We start from the raw sequence: 17,454 nt of genomic DNA on the forward strand, positions 1-17,454 counted from the left end.
TTTACTCTCATCCCCTTTAACATTATCGGTAAATTATTCTATTTAATCAAGAGATTTAGATAAAGCCTTCATTACTAGATGAAAGGGATGGGACTCCGTACTCCCAGATCTGTAATGCCGCACCGATCATTCCACAGGAATTGCCACGATAGGCTGCTTCAATGCGGACGCCTTCCAGCATCGATGGCATCGTTCTCGTAGCCACTTCTCTTCTTATTCCTTCGAATAATAGCTCACCTGCTTCAGCCACTCCACCACCAATAACAATAACCTTTGGGTTAAAAATATGAATAAACGAAGCGATAGCTGAACCAAGCGCAGCAATTGTTTCTTCCATTACTTCTGTAGCTAGACGGTCTCCTTCTCTCCATCTCGCGATCACGTCTCGTGATTCTAAGTTATCAAGTGGCTCATTGTTTAAAGTTAGTTTTTCCCGCATTCGACGAGCAATGCTTGTGCCTGACGCATAATGTTCTAAGCAGCCTCTTCCTCCACAAACACAAGCAGGCCCTTTGAAATCTACAGACATATGCCCTAACTCTCCAGCCCCACCCCAAGAACCATGAACAAGGCGACCTTCTACAATAATTGCTCCGCCTACACCCGTTCCAAGTGCAAGACAGATAAAATCTTCTACACCTATACAAGAACCTAAATATTTCTCTGTTAATGCCAGTACATTCACGTCATTATCTACGATTACTGGAAGCTGGAACTGAGTCTGAAGCAACGCTTTCAAATCTGTCCCAGCATATCCAGGAATAAGCTCAGAGGCTGAGCGAATACTCCCTGCCTCCCAATCGATTTGTCCTGCCGTTCCTACACCAATCCCTTTAATCTGAACGCCTGCATGCATGGCTGTAGCTTCTTCTATTAACCTTTGAATAGCCTGAAAAGCTCGGTCCACGGTCTTCGTGAACCCAGCCTTTGTGCTCAGACTTACAGTATGTACTACGTCCCCCTGTGGTGTAACCAGTCCAGCATTAATTTTCGTTCCCCCGATATCCACTCCTACAGCATATTCCTTTAGAGGATCATAATCTTCTAACACGGACTCGCCTCCTTAAGTCTCAGCAATCGATCACGGCTTTGACATATCGTGAAGTGATCAACTGTGGCCTTGTAATCGCACTTCCTACAACTACATAAGATGCCCCAGCCCTCTTAGCGCTCGCCGCATCTTCCGGTGTCCATATACGCCCTTCTGCAACTACGGGAATCTTCACGAACTCGCATAACTGCTGAAGCAAGACAAGATCTGGTCCTTCTTGTTGTGTGCTGTATGGTGTATAGCCCGAAAGTGTTGTACCAATAAAATCTACACCTAATTCTTCCGCTGCCAGTCCTTCCTCCAAAGTCGATATATCTGCCATTACAAGCACACCCATTTGATGGGCATATGCGATTAAAGGCTTAACCGACGCTAAGCGACCTTCCCGATTCGTAACATCTAATGCAACAATATCCGCTTTAGCGGACACGATTGCTTTCACCTCATCCAGAGTTGGCGTAATAAATATGGCTGATCCGGGAATATCCCGTTTAATAAGTCCAATAACCGGTACATTTACTTCTTCTTTAATCGCTAGAATATCTGGAACCCCATTCGTGCGAATTCCAATTGCCCCTGATTGAACCGCCGCTCTTGCCATTTTTGCCATTGTATCCCCACCATGAAGCGGCTCATGCTCAAGTGCCTGACATGACACGATCAGACCTTTCATCGGAAAGATATCGCTCATTCGAGTCATTATAAACCCTATCCCTTCGCTTCAAGAATATACTCTAATATTCTATTGTTGAGAGCTTCCACCCGATCCTGATCCGAAGCATTGATGGGTAAAAGTGGCATTCTCGGTTGACCCGTTTCAAATCCACGCAAACTCAGAATTGCTTTGCATGCACCATATAATGATGGAAAGGATAATAATTCTACAATGAGATCATTGATAATGAACTGCCATTTCTGCGCCTCAGCCATATCGCCTTGCCCATAACATTGTTCTACTTTTAAAAATAGCTCGGGCATAACCCCGTAGGTTCCACCAATCCCACCATCTGCCCCAATGCTGCGGCCAGCTAAGTACTGCTCATCTGGTCCATTCAATACAAGAAAATCATTTCCACCTGCTGCCTTAAACTGCTGAAGCTCAAATGTACTTTCTGCTGAAATCTTCACGCCAATCACTTTATCCTGCGCGGCCATCTTCACTAACAAGCTTTTCGATAATTGAAAGCCTGTCGTTTGCGGGATGTGGTAGATAATAAATGGAAGTGAAGTACTATCAATGATCGCCTGCCAATGACTTTCAACACTGTCTGGAGACAAACGATAATAGATAGCCGGAACAGCCGATACCGCATGTGCGCCAACTAATTCAGCATGTACTGCTAGCTCAACACTGTCTCTTGTAGATGGAGCACCTACATGAGCAATGATCGTAAGCTCATCTCCTACTTCCGCTATAACTGCTTCGAGCATTTGTTTACGCTCTTCTACAGATTGCAGCATGCCTTCGCCTGAGCTTCCGCCAACATAAAGTCCTTTCACACCTGTAGAAGCATAATGACGAGCTAATTTGCGTGCCGCTTCTTTATCTATATTCCCCTCGGCATCATAACTGGAGTACAAAGCGATAATAATGCCTTTAAAAGCTTCAAGATCAGTTGATTTCATAAATAACAGCCTCCGTCGTTTAAGTCACAGATCATTAATTTACGTTGTTATAAGAATATTTAACCCTTAACAGCACCCATCGTAATCCCTTGTGTGAATGCCTTTTGAAACATTAGGAAAATCGCAATCATAGGAATTGAAGCTAACGCAGCTCCTGCCATAAGCAGTCCATAGTTCGTTGTGAATTCACCTCGAAGTGTCGCAACCCCAAGTGGCAAGGTCATCATCGAAGTAGATCGCGTCATGATTAGCTGGCTGAAATAATCGTTCCATGAAGTAATAAAGGTGAATATGGCCAGTGCACCAACTGCTGGTTTCAATAACGGTAAAATGATCGTTCCGAACAATCGAATTTCCGAGCTGCCGTCAATTTTTGCCGCTTCAATCAACTCTCCCGGAATCGTCTGCGCGAACTGTTTCATCAAAAAGACTCCAAATGGCCAGCCAATTGCCGGTAAAATAAGCCCTTTATACGTATTGACCCAACCAAAGTCAGCTAACATCGTAAACAACGGAACGAGAATAACTTGCTTAGGCAATGCCATAGCGGCAACAAACATCGTGAAGATAATTCCTCGTCCTGGAAATGATTTCTTTGCGAGAACATATCCGGCACAGGAGGAGACAATACAGATCGCAGCCATTTCTGCAAAAGCAATAATAAAGCTATTAAACATCCAGCGTTCTACGGGATTCTTAAATAATTCTGTCCAGTTCTGTAACGTCGGCTTTAACGGAAACCACTCCGGTGGGATAGTCGTTGCCACAGTTTGAAGTTTAAAGGCCCCTGACACTACCCAGTAAAAGGGAAAGATAAAAAATAATGTAGCCAAAATCAATAGGATTGTAGCGATTATTTTTGGAATCGTTAATTCTTTTTTCCATGCGCTTACTTTCTTAGACTGGATAATAGGTGCTTTCAGTTCTAATGGATTCTTAGAATTCATGATGTCCCCTCCTTAATACTCAACATCGCTGCCAAAGTATTTGAATTGAATGATTGAAATGATCCCAATTACAATTGCGAGTATGACGCCCATTGCAGAGGCATATCCGAAATGACCTAGCATAAATGCTTGTTCATATACACCGTACATAACAGTTGAAGTGCTATATACAGGTCCACCTGAGGTAAGGAGTTGAATCAGTGCAAAACACTGAAAGGTATTAATCGTGGTAATCACGATAATATATAAGTTCGTTGGCATCAGCATCGGCCATAATATTTTCCGGAAAATTTGCCAAGGGGTTGCTCGATCTATCTCTGCGGCTTCAATATAAGAGGTAGGAATGTTACCAATGGAGGCCACATACAAAATAATCGGTTGCCCTACAGAAGTCGTTATTAAGACCACGATAATTGCAAGTAATGCGGTTCTTGTATCCCCAAGCCATGAAACAGGCTCCATTCCAAATAAACCCGTCAAATAATTCAGAATTCCGTAGTTGGGATGGTAAATCCAGCCCCAAACGACTGTAATACTTACGACCGAAGATACGGCTGGCAAGTAGAACACACCGCGGAAAAACGATCTAGCAAACTCTTTTTTCTTATAAATATTCATGGATACAAACAGTGAAAAGATAATCACGATCGGTACGGTGATCACTACGAGTAATAAAGTATTTCCCATGGACTTCATGAAATTATCATCTTTAAATAATGAAATATAATTATCGAGACCAATAAAACTAAAATCTCTCAGCGAGTAATCAAAGAAACTAATATAAACCCCTTTTATCATTGGGTAGGCTACAAACAGAAGAAAAAATCCAAACGCTGGTAATAAGAAAAGATAACTCATCATCCAGTCACGTATCACATAACCTTTAATTTTGCGTACCGTTGTCCCCACAACCTTCTCCCCATTTCTCTGATGAAAAATAATGATATTTATAGGTGCGTAGCTTTAAAATTTTCATTTTTTTAAAAAGAATAGAGTGCTTCCCGCACTCTATTCTTTTGAACACCATTCACTATTTATTTCATAGCTGCTTTTGCTTTAGTAATAGCTTCGTTAGCCTTTTTAGCAAAACTATCCAAAGCTTCCTTGCCGGTTGCGCCTCCAGTTAAAGCACGTTGTAATTCAGGGAACCAGAACGTACGAATATCTGCATATCCATCAGCAATCGTAGGTGCATCTGTCGTAAATTTACGTGCATATTCAGCGTATTTATACTCTGGATCGTCATAAAGACCAGTAATCGAATTACGAACCGAGAGACCACCTGTTTGAATCAAGTTTTTCTTACCCCATACAGGATCATTAGCAATGAAATCAATCAGCTTTTTGGAAGCTGCAATCTTAGCTTCATCCCCATTGTTAAATACAGCCATACCGCCCAGATATGGTTCAAGCTTTGGTTCCGAACCATCTAGTGTAGGGAATGGAAGGAGAATATCTTCGAACTGTACCATTTTTTTAGATACGTTCTGTGCTTTTAGTACAGCGGAATAGTTAAGTGTAAAGGCCAATTTACCTTGCAGGAACAAATCGTTCACGTCAGCAGCCGCAAGTGAAGCTGCACCAGAGACACTGAGTTTATCTTTCGTAGCTTGGACAATCCAATCTAACGCTTTAGCAGCATTATCAGTATTGATAGCGACTGCTGAGTTATCTTCATTTAAGAATCGGGATACACCTAAGTTAGCAAGATAAGCGCGAGTGCCTTGGTCTCCAGCTTGGCTCTTCGCGAAGAATCCTGTAGGAATAACGTCCGGTGCCTTTTCTTTTACAGCTTCCAATGCCTTTTTATATTCTTCAAACGTCCAAGTTCTATCTTCCTTATCCAAAGGTAGTAAATCTAGAGCGCCAATCTTTTCAAAAATAGACTTATTAACAGCCATCATAAAAGGCGCAGTGTTAATCGGGTACATAAAGATGTTGTCGCCTACACTTGACTGCTTCCAAAAAGCTTCTGAAATATCATTCTTCACTTCATCAGTCACCATGTCGTTAAGCGGTGCAAGCAAATCCTTTTTACCCCAATCGATAATCCTTCCAGGTGCATCATAGATCACATCAGGTGCGGTATTAGAAGCAATTGCGACATTCAGTTTTTCAGGGCCGCCTTCAAAGGTGATCATCTCAAGGTTTACTTTAATTTCAGGATTCTTCTCATTAAAAGCTGCAATGATTTCCTTCTCATACTTGCCTACTTCACCATCTAAAGCTTGAAAGCTCGGAAAATTCCACCAAGTAATTTCTACTGGTTTAGCAGCAGCCTCAGTTGCTGCGGGCTCTGTCTTGTCAGCATTATTACTTGGTGTAACCGCTGAATTCGCTGTGTTCGTATTTCCACATGCAACTAACTGTGTACCTAAAAGTGCGACACCAACAATACTCATTAGCCCTTTTTTCATTGCTTTCATGTGCTACCCCCAATTATTTTTTGTGGAATAAAGTACTGCTCTCATTCCTTGCGCTAATCATAAATCAATTGTAAATTCAGGAGAATCCCACTCCTTTTACTTTTAGGGTTCATTTCTGACATATCCCTTCAATCCACCCCTCTTCAATGTTATAATACATTACATATTCCACCTATTAACAATTGAATTTATATTTTTTCACTTTTTCGCCTTAATGTAACCCTTTTAATCTTACATCTAATGGTATTCTCTTACGAGTGATCCACTATAATTCTAGTCTTCCGGAGGGATTTCATGTACAAACTAATGATTGTAGAGGATGAGCCATTAATACGAACGGGCTTAAAACATTACTTTGCTTGGGAGGATCTCGGGGTTCACAGCATTATTGAAGCAGAAAATGGAAAAGAAGGTATGGCCACCGCATTGCGCGAGAAGCCCGATTTGGTGATCACCGATATCCGGATGCCCGAAATGAATGGTCTTCAAATGATTGAGCAGATTCGCAATCTGCTTCCTGATACATTATTTATCATTTTGACAGGATTCAACGATTTCGAATACGCGCAGAAGGCTATTAAACTAGGGAATGTACATGCTTTTTTGCTCAAACCTTTGGAATACGAGGAAAGCCTCTTAGTGATACAAGAGTGTATGAACAAGCTCCAACTAAAGCGACAGGATAGATTAAAACGTTCTAATCTGGAAGGGGCACAACTTGTAAAGCTGTTATTAGAGGAAGAACATTCAGTAATAGATGATGCTGTTATCCATGAACTATGTAATTTCAACAGTAACTACTATCTTTATCTCCCCTTTGTTTTGACAGGGATCCCTATGAGAGAAACGCGCACTCCATCCACCCTGTGGATGAGAGAATATGCGGAGAAGTTCATTCATAATGCTGTGGATGAGTATCTTCATGCCTCTACACCGCACTCTATTTTTACATATTCATCTAAAACAAAGCTCTATGGTCTTATTGTATTGGGATCTCCGTCTTCTACTGACAACTTCCCTCTTCAAACTCAAGTACAGATACGAATCGATCAATATCTGAAGGCGCTTACGCTAGAACATCATCTAGGCCTCTATTTAGTTATAGGTAAGACGACGGAGAACCCTGCACAAATACATACTTTGCTGCACGATTCCGATCGAATGTTATATCAACGCTTTTACATGAGAGATTGCAGGTTATTCTATGTGCCACAATGGATAGAAAACTCAAATTCTCAGAAACCATCCCTAATTCAACTAGATGAGAATGATAAGAAACGGATGATCTCCTGTATCGAAAGTTCTAACGAAATAGAAACGCTCCAGCTGATGCATCGCCTGGCTCAAGATATTTTGAGTAAAACCGATGTCTCTTCTCCTGATTACTGGCTCGCATTTCTTCAGGAAATCATAAGTGTTATAATCCGCTTCGCCAATAAAAACCACATCCATATCGAAGGTGTGTACAGCGAAAAGCTCCTGAACCTTACGTTTGCGGATGATTTTGATTCGCTTGAGACGCTTTTTGACTGGCTTGGCAGGTGGATGATTCATTTGGGGATTGTTTATACCGAAGGACTGACACACAACCACCAACAGGATGTGATCATATTCGAGCATATTAAATCCTTCATTAAAGAGAATATTGATCAAGAAGTGACTCTGCAGATGGTAGCAGATCGATTCTTCTATAATCCGTCTTATTTAAGTCGCCTGTTCAAGCGGAAACTCGATAAGAACTACATGCGATTTGTAACCGAGATTCGGATGGAATATGCGCAGGAATGCTTAAAAAAACCGGAGATTCTAGTGACCGATGTCTGTACGATGTGTGGTTACAAAAGCTATAAGCATTTCGTGAAAACATTCCGAAGTATCACCAACATGACCCCATCAGACTATAGAAAACAATCAGGCTGGTGACCTAAAATGATGCAGATTGAGCAACCAAAGAGACGCTACCGGATGCGACATGTCAATCGTCAAATTTTCATGCTGATGATCCTGACCATTACCATTCCACTCCTGATCATATCCGCAATCATCTATATCTTTTCAAACCAAGCCGTCAAAAATGAATACCAGAGCAGCTCAAATCTGATCCTTAATAACCTCTCGTTCAACATTGACCAATATCTTCAAAGTATTGATAAAGGTACACTGAACGCACAGGTAGATAGCCAGCTCCAAACCGCACTTGAGCATTGGACGATCCATAAAGACGACGTCGGAAATGACCTGAATATTCAGTATGGAAACACGATTGAGCATTTCATCAGCGGGATTGAGATGACGATTAAAAATGTTGATAGTGTGCAGATTTTTTCGGGATCACGTGTGTTCTACTCTGCCAATTTCAATCGTGCGGATTATGATGTGAAGGATTATACCCAGGAGGATTGGTATTTACAGACCCAGCAGAAAAAAGGCGGAGTGATTCTATTTGGCAGCCATGTCCCCTTCTATCGTACCAATTCCAAACAATCCGTCATTTCTATTGCCCGGGTCATTAATAAAAAAGGAAGCAAGCAGCCCATTGGCGTCATGTTAATCGATATCCGATTGGATTCATTACGTGAAATCTTAAAGCTCTCGGAGAATAGCAAACGAAAATTCATTATTTTAGACGATAAGGGCGGTAGTGTTTACAGCTCAGATATCATGGAGACCTCACCCTTACAACCTATCCCTATAGAACCTCAGGCGCTTAATACTTTCATGAACAATGATACGGGAAGCTTTTATGGTACTTTTGACGATAAATACTCGTACATTAACTTTGTTACGTCTCCCTATTCCAACTGGAAGGTCATTCAGTATATAGATGAAAAAGAGATGACTAAGCAAGCCACTTTTCTCGGAAAAATCATTTTAACATTAGCGCTCTTGTCGCTTGTCACTGCGATCTTATTCATGTATATCCTATCGGAGCGTGTCACTAAGCCTATTATTCTTTTAAGCCGAAAGGTTAAGCTGGTGGGAATGGGGAACTTTGATGTGGATTTGTATAGTAATCGTCAAGATGAGTTTGGTGTTCTATACAATGGAATCCGAAAAATGGTGAAAGACCTGCAAAATTATATCGAGCGATCTTCTATGGCCAAAGCACAGCAAAAAGTAGCTCAATACGGCGCCCTTAAAAGCCAAATCAATCCACATTTCCTTGCGAATGTACTTGAATCTATTCAAATGAAAGCCATCATTAATGGGCAAAGAGAGATTGGCGAAATGGTGGGGATTGTAGGTAGATTGTTTCGGATTCATATCCAGACCGGAAAGATAACCGTAACCCTGCGAGAAGAACTTGAACACGTCCGGCTGTATGTAAAAATCCAACAATTACGTTTCGGGGACAAAATTCAATATATTGAACAGCTAGAACCTAATACCGAAATAATTAAAGTCATGCACTTTTCCCTTCAACCCATCGTTGAGAATGCTATCGTCCATGGACTGGAGTGTCGAAGTGAACCGGGTCTCCTTGAAGTCTCCTCGATGATTTCGGGGGATGACATGCTAATTATCGTTAAAGATAACGGAATTGGTATCGATGAAGAGAAACTTAAACAGTTACGTCTTCGTCTCTCTCAACCATCAGACACCCTAGATGAAGATCATATTGGTATAAAAAATGTTCATGATCGTATTCAATTTCATTTTGGTGAAGCCTATGGGATTGAAATCACCAGTCAAGTAGGTGAAGGGACGACCGTGATCATCCGACTGCCAGCATAATCCTAAACATTCTGCTCAGTGATTCCTGCTTCAGGATCGAAGGTAAGCATTTTCGTTGCTATTTTATCGATAAAGAAGCGGTCATGACTGACGGTAACTACGGCTCCAGGGAAATGAATGAGTGCCTGCTCCATCACCTGAATACTCGTCAAATCTAAATGATTCGTTGGCTCATCCAAAATAATGACAGCCGCGCCAGAGAGAAGGCATTTCGCTAACGCTACTCTGGCCTGCTGTCCACCTGACAGACTGCCGATCGTTTTGCTCAGATCCATTTCCGAGAATTGTAGCATCGATAGAAATTTGTTCACTTTTTTCCGCGGAGCATCGAGTCCCAGCCCATACACATTTACGGCATGACTGACTGTATCCTTAACATCGAGTTCGTCCCACATCTGATTGAAGTACGCGTAGCTGACCCCACGTTCCCAAGTCACACCACCCCTTTCAGGCTCTTCTTGCCCAGTCAATACCTTTATGAGTGTCGACTTCCCGCTTCCGTTAGGCCCCACAATAGCTATCCGATCTTCCTTTTGAATATCGAAGCTAACGTTCTGGAATATCGTCCGACCATCATAGCTTTGTCCAATTCCCTTCACTTCACCAAGCTTATCCGGAAACCGTAAATTGCTGTAGATATCGGTGATCAGTACGTTCACTGGATGAGGCTCCACACGCTTTTTCATATCTGTCAGTTTACGTGATAGACGATCCTTCGGGGACTTTTTGTTCCCGCGGGTTTCAATGGCTTCCGACTCCATAAGTAGAAGCTCTTCTTCCCACTCGAATTGACGATCAAGCACCTTTTTGCGCATCTTCTTTTTACGAACATAGTCGGTGTAATTGCCTTCATATTCCTGAAAATGATAATTCTCGATTTCAATCGTCCGCGTGACTACTCTGTCAATAAATTGCCGGTCATGGGAGATGAGAATCATCGCCCCATTAAAACGGTGAAGCCACTGCTCCAACCATACGATCCCTTCGATATCCAAAAAGTTAGTAGGCTCATCGAGCAATACGACATCGGGCATTTCAATTAAGACTTTAGCCAGTGCTGCACGGTTCCTCCAGCCTCCCGATAACTCATCTACAGGTTGATGTCGTGATCTTTCATTGAAGCCCAACTTCGTCAGAACAGTGTTGATTTCTACAGATACATTCCAGCCATCCAAATGATCCATTTGTTCAAAAAGCGCCGCTTGCCGCTCTAAAAGTGTATTCATCTGGTCATCATCCGTCACTTGTCCAAGCTGTTCCCCGATTTGGTTAAGCTCCTGTTCGATAAGCGCTACCTGCTCAAAGCACAATTCTAACTCTTGCTGTACAGACAAGGCCCCGGAAAGCTCCGAGAATTGAGAGAAATAACTGATCTTCACATTGGGATCTAACTCTACTTTCCCTGCTGTTGGCTCCTCTTTTCCCATCATCAGTTTAAAAACAGTAGACTTCCCCGCACCATTTCGTCCGATTAACCCAATCCGTTCACCCTTGTTAACTCGAAAATATATATCTCGAAAAATCAAAGTATTCTCATATTTCTTAGTTACGTTCTCCATACGGATTACGCTCAAACCTATCACCCCTAGTTCATATAGATCAAAATACAGCTCAGAACACTCAAAGAGCTATTATAGCACTATTTTAAAAAGGACTTTATAATCATATTTAATCTTCTAGAAAACAAAAAAAAGTCGCTGTCAGCGGACCTTTTTCTGCATTACGAATCCCAGCACATTCTCACTCTCATCACTTGCTGCTTATTTTTTCAAGATATCAATATACTCCTCTTTCTCGCGATCAGGCCCCGCATCAAGCTTCAAACGAATGAATTTTGGATGATCCAATACGTTACTGCTAAAGTTACTTATAAATCCGTCCTCACTGCCACTTCCGCCAATCGAATTATTTTTCAATTCGCGCTTCCCAACCCGCGATGTCAACTCACTGGGGGTCTTTCCAAATAACTCATTCCTGATCTCCCAATCGGTTTTTAATGCCTCACTTAACGTAAATTTAACTACTATACTTAAAGGAGATAGCTCCACCTGCGCAAGATTCACTTCATGTCCGTCAATCATAAAAGGCTGATTTATAACTACTGTCTCGGTCTTCTGTTCCCAGAATTTTGGATCAATAGCGAAGCTCACCTTTAAACGTTCAGAATAGCGCATGTCAGCTAGATCCGTTCCCGTTTTTGGTTTTGCTAGCATTCCTGGATCCACTGAAGCGATCTGAAAATTCGCCACCACCTCTTTTGGAAATGCTTTATCCTTATCTAGTGGATAGATAGTTTTTCCGAGCCATGTATAAATACTATCCACAGCATGTAATCCCATCCCACCTCTACTCCCATTTTTATCCACTACACTTTGTCCTGTCACAGCATCTGTCAGCCAAACACTATTCACATTGTAAATTTCCTGACCACCACTTGTAGTCCCTGTATATAGCAGTATAATTTTATTTTCATCAGCGATCACAGCATTTAGTGTGATTTTATATCCGTTTTTCTCAGCACTCTTATTCACGATTTGCACATAATCGTTTCGAATAGCAGATTCTAACGTAAGGGCATCAACATCAGATTCAGCCAGCTTCTTAAAAGGTTCCAGCACACCCCAATCACTTGATTCAATACTTGTAGAGGCTTGCTGTGGCATCAATTGGGTTGGATTGAAGAAGAGTAAACCTGCAATCAAAACAGATGCAGTCAGTACAGCCATAGCGCTTCTAGCGAACATTAGCTTTTTTCCGCGCTTTTTACCTAGTTCGAGTCCAGCTTGAATGGCATAGATTTGTGCGGCTGCACTCTCCATTTTTTGCTCATGTGGGATCCGTTCAGCATCGATTAACATGGCAAGCTCCTCCTGACTACTCATGGTTCCAATCACCCCGATTCTTAATGATCGTTCTTAACTGCTTGAGTCCTTTATGCTGCCATGTCTTGACCGTTCCTTCAGGTTTATCCAGTATTTTAGCAATCTCATTTAAGGTCATATCGTTGTAGTATTTAAGCAGCAGCACATGGCGATACTTGGGTTTAACCTGTTCAAGTGCCCACAGCATTTCCATCCGATGATGGCCAATGTGCGTAATCTGCTCTCCTATTCTCTCGTCAACAAGCGGCATGGAACGCTTTCTACGTCTTTGTTCATCTATACAGACATAAATCAGGATCCGAATGATCCATGATTTAAACGCTTTTGGATCCTTTAACGTTTTTCTTTTGATCCAGGCCCGGCAAGTCATTTCCTGCATCGCTTCAAGCGCATCATTCCGGTTACGCAAGTAGCTATAGGCAATACTGTATAGCTGTTCTCTATGTACCAATATAGAATCGTAGAAATCCGTCTCGCTCCGAGAATCAAGAATCGTTACCTTCTTCATTTCTGCATTAGTCATCGTCATATCCTTCCTTAGCCCCCTCTCCTAAACCTCTCATAGATTAAGACGGGGAGGGTATAGAAACGGTTTTTATTTGTATTAACTTTTTTGGGACTGAGCACTTAAAATTATAACATTCTATAAAAAAAGAACGATAAATGTTATGATAAGTAAAATTGGACATAATCAACAGTACGCACTTAAAAGTACCATAGGTACTAAAAAGTACCCATACATTGGAGGATATCATGACAACTATCAAGAAAAAATACAATATTTCTGTTGAGGCCACACTCGAAGTAATTGGAGGGAAATGGAAATGTGTAATTTTGTGTCATTTAACTCATGGCAAAAAGCGAACATCGGAACTAAAACAGTTAATGCCCGGAATTACTCAAAAAATGTTAACCCAGCAACTACGCGAACTTGAGGCCGATGGAATTATCAACCGGATCGTATACAATCAGGTTCCACCCAAAGTGGAATATGAGCTTAGTGAGTATGGTGATAGTTTAAGCGACATTTTAACTTCTCTATGTAATTGGGGAGAACAACATATCATTAAGCAGTATGGCGATAAATATGCTGTTTTAGAGGACAACATTTTAAATAAATAAATTTTACCCTATGAAAATAAGGACAGTTAAATCAGATTGATTTAACTGTCCTTAACTTAAATTACTCCGTCTCCTCCAATAGCAGTTGCTGTGAATGATATGGGGCCAAATAGATTTATAGGTAAGTTGCTATCATTTTGAATTACCAATTCATAATTGTGGACTCCAATATAAGGACCATCAACCCACTGAACATTTAATTGAATATCAGTAATTGTAGTAAAACGAAAAAAGGAGCTATAAATATCGACTCCTGCACGTCGGATTAAAACAAGAAATTGACTATCAGCAAGTGCAGTAAGACTAAAACTACCATTTAACTCGACTCTACTAGAGAAAGAAGCTGGGTTAGCTGGGCTAATATTTACTTGCGCTGTGGCAAGACCCGCTCCAGCTCCAGGAATCCCTGCAACCGTTGTAACAGCATTAAACGGGTCTAAAGGGATTTTTGCCTGTGAACCATAACTTATATTTGTCGCCATTTATCATCACTCCATTCCAATTACAAGGTTATACATTATTATATTGTGAATCAACAATGATAGATTGGACTTAATTGCTGATGATAATATACATTTAAGTGATACTTTGCTAGATCATATAAACCTAGATGCTCTGTATCATCATCTAATTTCCAACCATTGACAAACTCACTTATCAGAATTACAATTACCAAAATATCATGAACAACGCAGACAAAGGGTAAGTAGACAATCGAACATGGACTTCAGAGAGCCGGTGGCTGCTGCGAACCGGTGTCCAGCGCTTGATCGAATGGCCTTTAGAGTTGCTCTTCCGAACCATCTTAGCTGATGTTGTAGGGAAAGCCGGGTTTCCCGCCGTTATCAAGGGACCTGTATCGAGATTGTCTCAGACCTTCTCCGTACCGGTAAGAGAAGATCGTAATACTAACGAAACCTGGTTGCGCGATCATTTAAGGTGGTACCACGACAACTTCGTCCTTATTGGATGAGGTTTTTTTGTCATTTAAAGGAGGTGATGGCCATGGATGATGGCTGGTGGTGGCGACTCAATATTAATCAGAAGCGACAAAACAGGAGGAATTCAAATGATAAAAGAACGTGTATTAACTGGAGATCGAGTGACCGGAAAGCTGCACCTTGGCCATTACGTGGGCAGTTTACAGAACCGAGTGACTCTACAGGAGCAATATGATACTTTTGTGTTTCTAGCAGATATTCAAGCCCTAACGACTCACTTTGATCGGCCTCAATACCTTGGTCAAAACTTGAATGAAATCACACTGGACTATTTATCGGCGGGTATAAATCCAGATAAAGCCACCCTATTTATTCAATCTATGGTTCCTGAGATCGCTGAGCTGACCGTCCTATTCTCCATGTTTGTTACTGTGAATTCTTTACGGCATAATCCCACGATTAAAGCCGAATCGAAAAATTCCAGCTTAGATGAATTGTATTATGGTTTTCTAGGTTATCCAGTTAGCCAGGCTGCGGATATAACCTTTTGTAAAGCGACGATTATTCCTGTAGGAGAAGACCAGCTTCCCCATCTGGAGTTGACCCGCAAAATCGTACGTAGATTCAACGAACTGTACAGCCCCATCCTTGTGGAGCCCAGAGCGCTCATCAGCGAGACGCCAAGACTAGTAGGAACAGACGGCAATGCTAAAATGAGTAAAAGCCTCGGCAATGCTATCGAGCTGGACTCTACGAAAGAAGAGATCACCTTCAAGATCCGTAAAGCCACAACCGATCCAGCCCGTGTTCATAAAAATGATCCTGGGCATCCAGATATTTGTCCCATTTATGCTTATCATCGTGCTGTTCGTTCGCATGGCGCCTCAGAAATTCACGATAGCTGCGAAAGTGGCAGTATAAGCTGTTCTGCCTGTAAGCAGCTTATCACGACAGCTCTAGACCAGCTAATTGAACCAATGCGTGAGCGTCGCTCCTATTATGCTGCCAGACCCAAGGTTGTTGAGGATATCTTATTATCCGGAACTAAGCGTGCCCGCGATATTGCTCAAGAAACGATGTCCGAAGTACGCGAGGCTATTGGCCTTAATTATTTTTCAAAATAAAACTGATCTCTAAGGGCAATAAAAAAACGCCGGACTCTCTATTGGAGAGAGCGCCGGCTGTTTTTGCTTCGCTTGCAGCTACAAGCGTCGATCCCTCCTTGAAGCTATACTCTGGACCAGGGGTTAGGACTTTATACTTGTCCGCTTCTATATAAAAATACTTTCTATAACGTAAATCCTTTCTTCAAAAAAAGGCCGTAACCCTCCCCCCAAGGGATCATTACGGCCTTATTTTCACTTATAGCACCCAATTCCCTTTACGGAATACCGGCTCAATCGTACCATCCGCCAATTCTCCGTCAATATCCAGCTCAGCTGAACCAATCATAAAATCGACATGCGTTAAGCTGACATTAGCACCTCGTGCGACAAGCTCTTCATTCGTAAGCTTTGTGCCGCCTTCAATATTGACAGGATAAGCACTTCCCAACGCGAAATGGCAGGAGGCATTCTCATCAATCCCTGTATTGTAGAAAATTCGGTTCAAGCGAGAGATTGGAGAATCATGCTGCACTAAAGCCACTTCTCCTAAATAGGATGCACCTTCATCGGTTGCCAGCAGCGAAGTCAAATGCTCACGTCCGGATTCAGCTTCATATGCTACTACTTTTCCATCTTTAAAAGTGAAGGAAAGGCCTTCTACCAAACGTCCGTTCAGATTCAATGGAAGTGTGCTTCTAACGGTACCATTCACACCTGTACGATGTGGCATGGAATAGATCTCTTCCGTTGGCATATTAGCCACGAAATACACGCCTTTATCATTCTCTCCGCCGCCTCCACGCCATAAATGTCCTTCTGGAAGCTCCACATGCAGATCCGTTCCCGGAGCGCGGTAATGCAGGCTTTTATAACGCTTAGCGTTCATTCTATCCTGACTTTCTTTCAATTGACCGATATGCTCTCTCCATGCGGCAACTGGATCCTCGCTACCTACACGATTCATCTGGAACACCGCTTCCCACATAGCCTCTACTCGCTCTTCCTCTGGAAGATCAGCAAACACCTTGTTCGCCCAAGCACGCGTTGGAGCCTTAACGAGAGACCAGCTAATTTTGCTATTACGAGTATATTTGGAGTAGTTTTTGCGAGCAACAGCTGCCGCTTTAACTGCTCTTGACACTTTGGAAGAATCAATACCATTGAACAATTCCGGATCTGGTACTTTAATATGTAAGATGGCGCCGTTCTCTTCCGCAAACTTCTCCATCATTTCTGCTTGCCACTGTGGATAGTAATCGAAGGAATCTTCTGGGGCTTTTTCGTAACGAATACGTGTAGTCGCTTCATCGTCCCAATCAACGATTACATATTTAGCACCTGCTTCATAGGCTTTACTTACAATCAAGCGAGTAAGCTCTGCCGTTTCAATAGGTGCATGCACCATCAAAACTTGTCCAGGCTGTACATTTACCCCTACTTTTACAACCAGGTTCGCATATTTCTCTAACATGACATCAAAATCTTTCATGAATTCTCTTCCTCCATCTCTATGGTTGCTTTACTGTCGCACCAAAGCACCGGAGCTCCTTAACAGCAGACGGTCAGCTTCACTTCTTATTTTAACGCAAAATGCTAAGAGTTGCGATTCGATATAATA

Annotated in this window: 15 protein-coding genes and 1 other annotated feature; of the genes, 4 read left to right on the forward strand and 11 right to left on the reverse strand. The window is 42.0% G+C overall.

Annotated features, from left to right (window positions below; translation table 11 throughout):
- Window positions 1-55: 55 nt before the first annotated feature.
- The 6 genes from ACQKMP_RS02070 to ACQKMP_RS02095 form a co-directional block, all read right to left on the reverse strand.
- The gene (locus tag ACQKMP_RS02070; RefSeq protein WP_042187584.1) at window positions 56-1,051 is read right to left on the reverse strand and encodes an ROK family protein; all 996 of its coding nucleotides are present in this window, start codon (window positions 1,049-1,051) and stop codon (window positions 56-58) included.
- A gap of 19 nt (window positions 1,052-1,070) precedes the next feature.
- Entirely contained in the window at window positions 1,071-1,742 is a 672-nt protein-coding gene (locus ACQKMP_RS02075; RefSeq protein ID WP_042193777.1) for an N-acetylmannosamine-6-phosphate 2-epimerase, read from the reverse strand.
- 17 nt (window positions 1,743-1,759) lie between these two features.
- Complete coding sequence (locus tag ACQKMP_RS02080; RefSeq protein WP_042187582.1) at window positions 1,760-2,677, reverse strand: dihydrodipicolinate synthase family protein; 918 nt, start codon at window positions 2,675-2,677, stop codon at window positions 1,760-1,762.
- Window positions 2,678-2,736: 59 nt separating this feature from the next.
- Entirely contained in the window at window positions 2,737-3,624 is an 888-nt protein-coding gene (locus ACQKMP_RS02085; RefSeq protein WP_339247595.1) for a carbohydrate ABC transporter permease, read from the reverse strand.
- Between the two features lie 12 nt (window positions 3,625-3,636).
- Window positions 3,637-4,533, reverse strand: coding sequence for a carbohydrate ABC transporter permease (locus ACQKMP_RS02090; RefSeq protein ID WP_427468745.1), 897 nt, complete (start codon window positions 4,531-4,533; stop codon window positions 3,637-3,639).
- Between the two features lie 125 nt (window positions 4,534-4,658).
- Entirely contained in the window at window positions 4,659-6,050 is a 1,392-nt protein-coding gene (locus ACQKMP_RS02095; protein WP_339247592.1) for an extracellular solute-binding protein, read from the reverse strand.
- 294 nt (window positions 6,051-6,344) lie between these two features.
- Between ACQKMP_RS02095 and ACQKMP_RS02100 the strand changes: the two genes are divergently transcribed.
- Together ACQKMP_RS02100 and ACQKMP_RS02105 are read left to right on the forward strand one after the other, a co-directional pair.
- Complete coding sequence (locus ACQKMP_RS02100; RefSeq protein ID WP_339247590.1) at window positions 6,345-7,973, forward strand: response regulator; 1,629 nt, start codon at window positions 6,345-6,347, stop codon at window positions 7,971-7,973.
- A 6-nt stretch (window positions 7,974-7,979) separates the two neighbouring features.
- On the forward strand, window positions 7,980-9,785 hold the full coding sequence (locus tag ACQKMP_RS02105) for a sensor histidine kinase (RefSeq protein WP_339247588.1): 1,806 nt from the start codon (window positions 7,980-7,982) through the stop codon (window positions 9,783-9,785).
- 2 nt (window positions 9,786-9,787) lie between these two features.
- Here ACQKMP_RS02105 and ACQKMP_RS02110 read toward each other — a convergent pair whose 3' ends face one another.
- The 3 genes from ACQKMP_RS02110 to ACQKMP_RS02120 all read right to left on the reverse strand — a co-directional run bounded on the left by ACQKMP_RS02110 (window position 9,788) and on the right by ACQKMP_RS02120 (window position 13,196).
- Window positions 9,788-11,359: an ABC-F family ATP-binding cassette domain-containing protein gene (locus tag ACQKMP_RS02110; protein WP_339247586.1), complete on the reverse strand. Its 1,572-nt coding sequence runs from the start codon at window positions 11,357-11,359 to the stop codon at window positions 9,788-9,790.
- 186 nt (window positions 11,360-11,545) lie between these two features.
- Entirely contained in the window at window positions 11,546-12,667 is a 1,122-nt protein-coding gene (locus ACQKMP_RS02115) for a DUF4179 domain-containing protein (protein ID WP_427468746.1), read from the reverse strand.
- On the reverse strand, window positions 12,660-13,196 hold the full coding sequence (locus tag ACQKMP_RS02120) for a sigma-70 family RNA polymerase sigma factor (RefSeq protein ID WP_042187570.1): 537 nt from the start codon (window positions 13,194-13,196) through the stop codon (window positions 12,660-12,662). Before ACQKMP_RS02120 ends, ACQKMP_RS02115 begins: the two co-directional genes overlap by 8 nt.
- 224 nt (window positions 13,197-13,420) lie before the next feature.
- Here ACQKMP_RS02120 and ACQKMP_RS02125 point away from each other — a divergent pair, with 224 nt between their 5' ends.
- Window positions 13,421-13,789 (forward strand): winged helix-turn-helix transcriptional regulator, encoded by a 369-nt coding sequence (locus ACQKMP_RS02125; protein ID WP_042187569.1) that lies wholly within the window; start codon window positions 13,421-13,423, stop codon window positions 13,787-13,789.
- 56 nt (window positions 13,790-13,845) lie between these two features.
- Here ACQKMP_RS02125 and ACQKMP_RS02130 read toward each other — a convergent pair whose 3' ends face one another.
- On the reverse strand, window positions 13,846-14,271 hold the full coding sequence (locus ACQKMP_RS02130; protein WP_427468747.1) for a hypothetical protein: 426 nt from the start codon (window positions 14,269-14,271) through the stop codon (window positions 13,846-13,848).
- 201 nt (window positions 14,272-14,472) lie between these two features.
- Window positions 14,473-14,756, forward strand: a binding site (T-box leader).
- Window positions 14,757-14,858: 102 nt separating this feature from the next.
- Between ACQKMP_RS02130 and trpS the strand changes: the two genes are divergently transcribed.
- On the forward strand, window positions 14,859-15,854 hold the full coding sequence (gene trpS / locus ACQKMP_RS02135) for a tryptophan--tRNA ligase (protein ID WP_042193769.1): 996 nt from the start codon (window positions 14,859-14,861) through the stop codon (window positions 15,852-15,854).
- A gap of 238 nt (window positions 15,855-16,092) precedes the next feature.
- Here trpS and ACQKMP_RS02140 read toward each other — a convergent pair whose 3' ends face one another.
- Entirely contained in the window at window positions 16,093-17,325 is a 1,233-nt protein-coding gene (locus tag ACQKMP_RS02140) for an aminopeptidase (protein ID WP_042187565.1), read from the reverse strand.
- Between the last annotated feature and the right edge of the window lie 129 nt (window positions 17,326-17,454).

Source organism: Paenibacillus sp. NPDC101420 (genome assembly GCF_050277435.1).
Lineage (GTDB): Bacteria > Bacillota > Bacilli > Paenibacillales > Paenibacillaceae > Paenibacillus_AQ.

Excerpts from the sequence above, each read along its gene's own strand:
- ACQKMP_RS02075 (WP_042193777.1), bottom strand. The coding sequence starts at position 1,742 with ATGAGCGATATCTTTCCGATGAAAGGTCTGATCGTGTCATGTCAGGCA.
- ACQKMP_RS02115 (WP_427468746.1), bottom strand. The coding sequence starts at position 12,667 with ATGAGTAGTCAGGAGGAGCTTGCCATGTTAATCGATGCTGAACGGATC.
- ACQKMP_RS02105 (WP_339247588.1), top strand. The coding sequence starts at position 7,980 with ATGATGCAGATTGAGCAACCAAAGAGACGCTACCGGATGCGACATGTC.
- ACQKMP_RS02095 (WP_339247592.1), bottom strand. The coding sequence starts at position 6,050 with ATGAAAGCAATGAAAAAAGGGCTAATGAGTATTGTTGGTGTCGCACTT.
- ACQKMP_RS02085 (WP_339247595.1), bottom strand. The coding sequence starts at position 3,624 with ATGAATTCTAAGAATCCATTAGAACTGAAAGCACCTATTATCCAGTCT.
- ACQKMP_RS02120 (WP_042187570.1), bottom strand. The coding sequence starts at position 13,196 with ATGACGATGACTAATGCAGAAATGAAGAAGGTAACGATTCTTGATTCT.
- ACQKMP_RS02130 (WP_427468747.1), bottom strand. The coding sequence starts at position 14,271 with ATGGCGACAAATATAAGTTATGGTTCACAGGCAAAAATCCCTTTAGAC.
- ACQKMP_RS02140 (WP_042187565.1), bottom strand. The coding sequence starts at position 17,325 with ATGAAAGATTTTGATGTCATGTTAGAGAAATATGCGAACCTGGTTGTA.
- ACQKMP_RS02125 (WP_042187569.1), top strand. The coding sequence starts at position 13,421 with ATGACAACTATCAAGAAAAAATACAATATTTCTGTTGAGGCCACACTC.
- ACQKMP_RS02100 (WP_339247590.1), top strand. The coding sequence starts at position 6,345 with ATGTACAAACTAATGATTGTAGAGGATGAGCCATTAATACGAACGGGC.
- trpS (WP_042193769.1), top strand. The coding sequence starts at position 14,859 with ATGATAAAAGAACGTGTATTAACTGGAGATCGAGTGACCGGAAAGCTG.
- ACQKMP_RS02080 (WP_042187582.1), bottom strand. The coding sequence starts at position 2,677 with ATGAAATCAACTGATCTTGAAGCTTTTAAAGGCATTATTATCGCTTTG.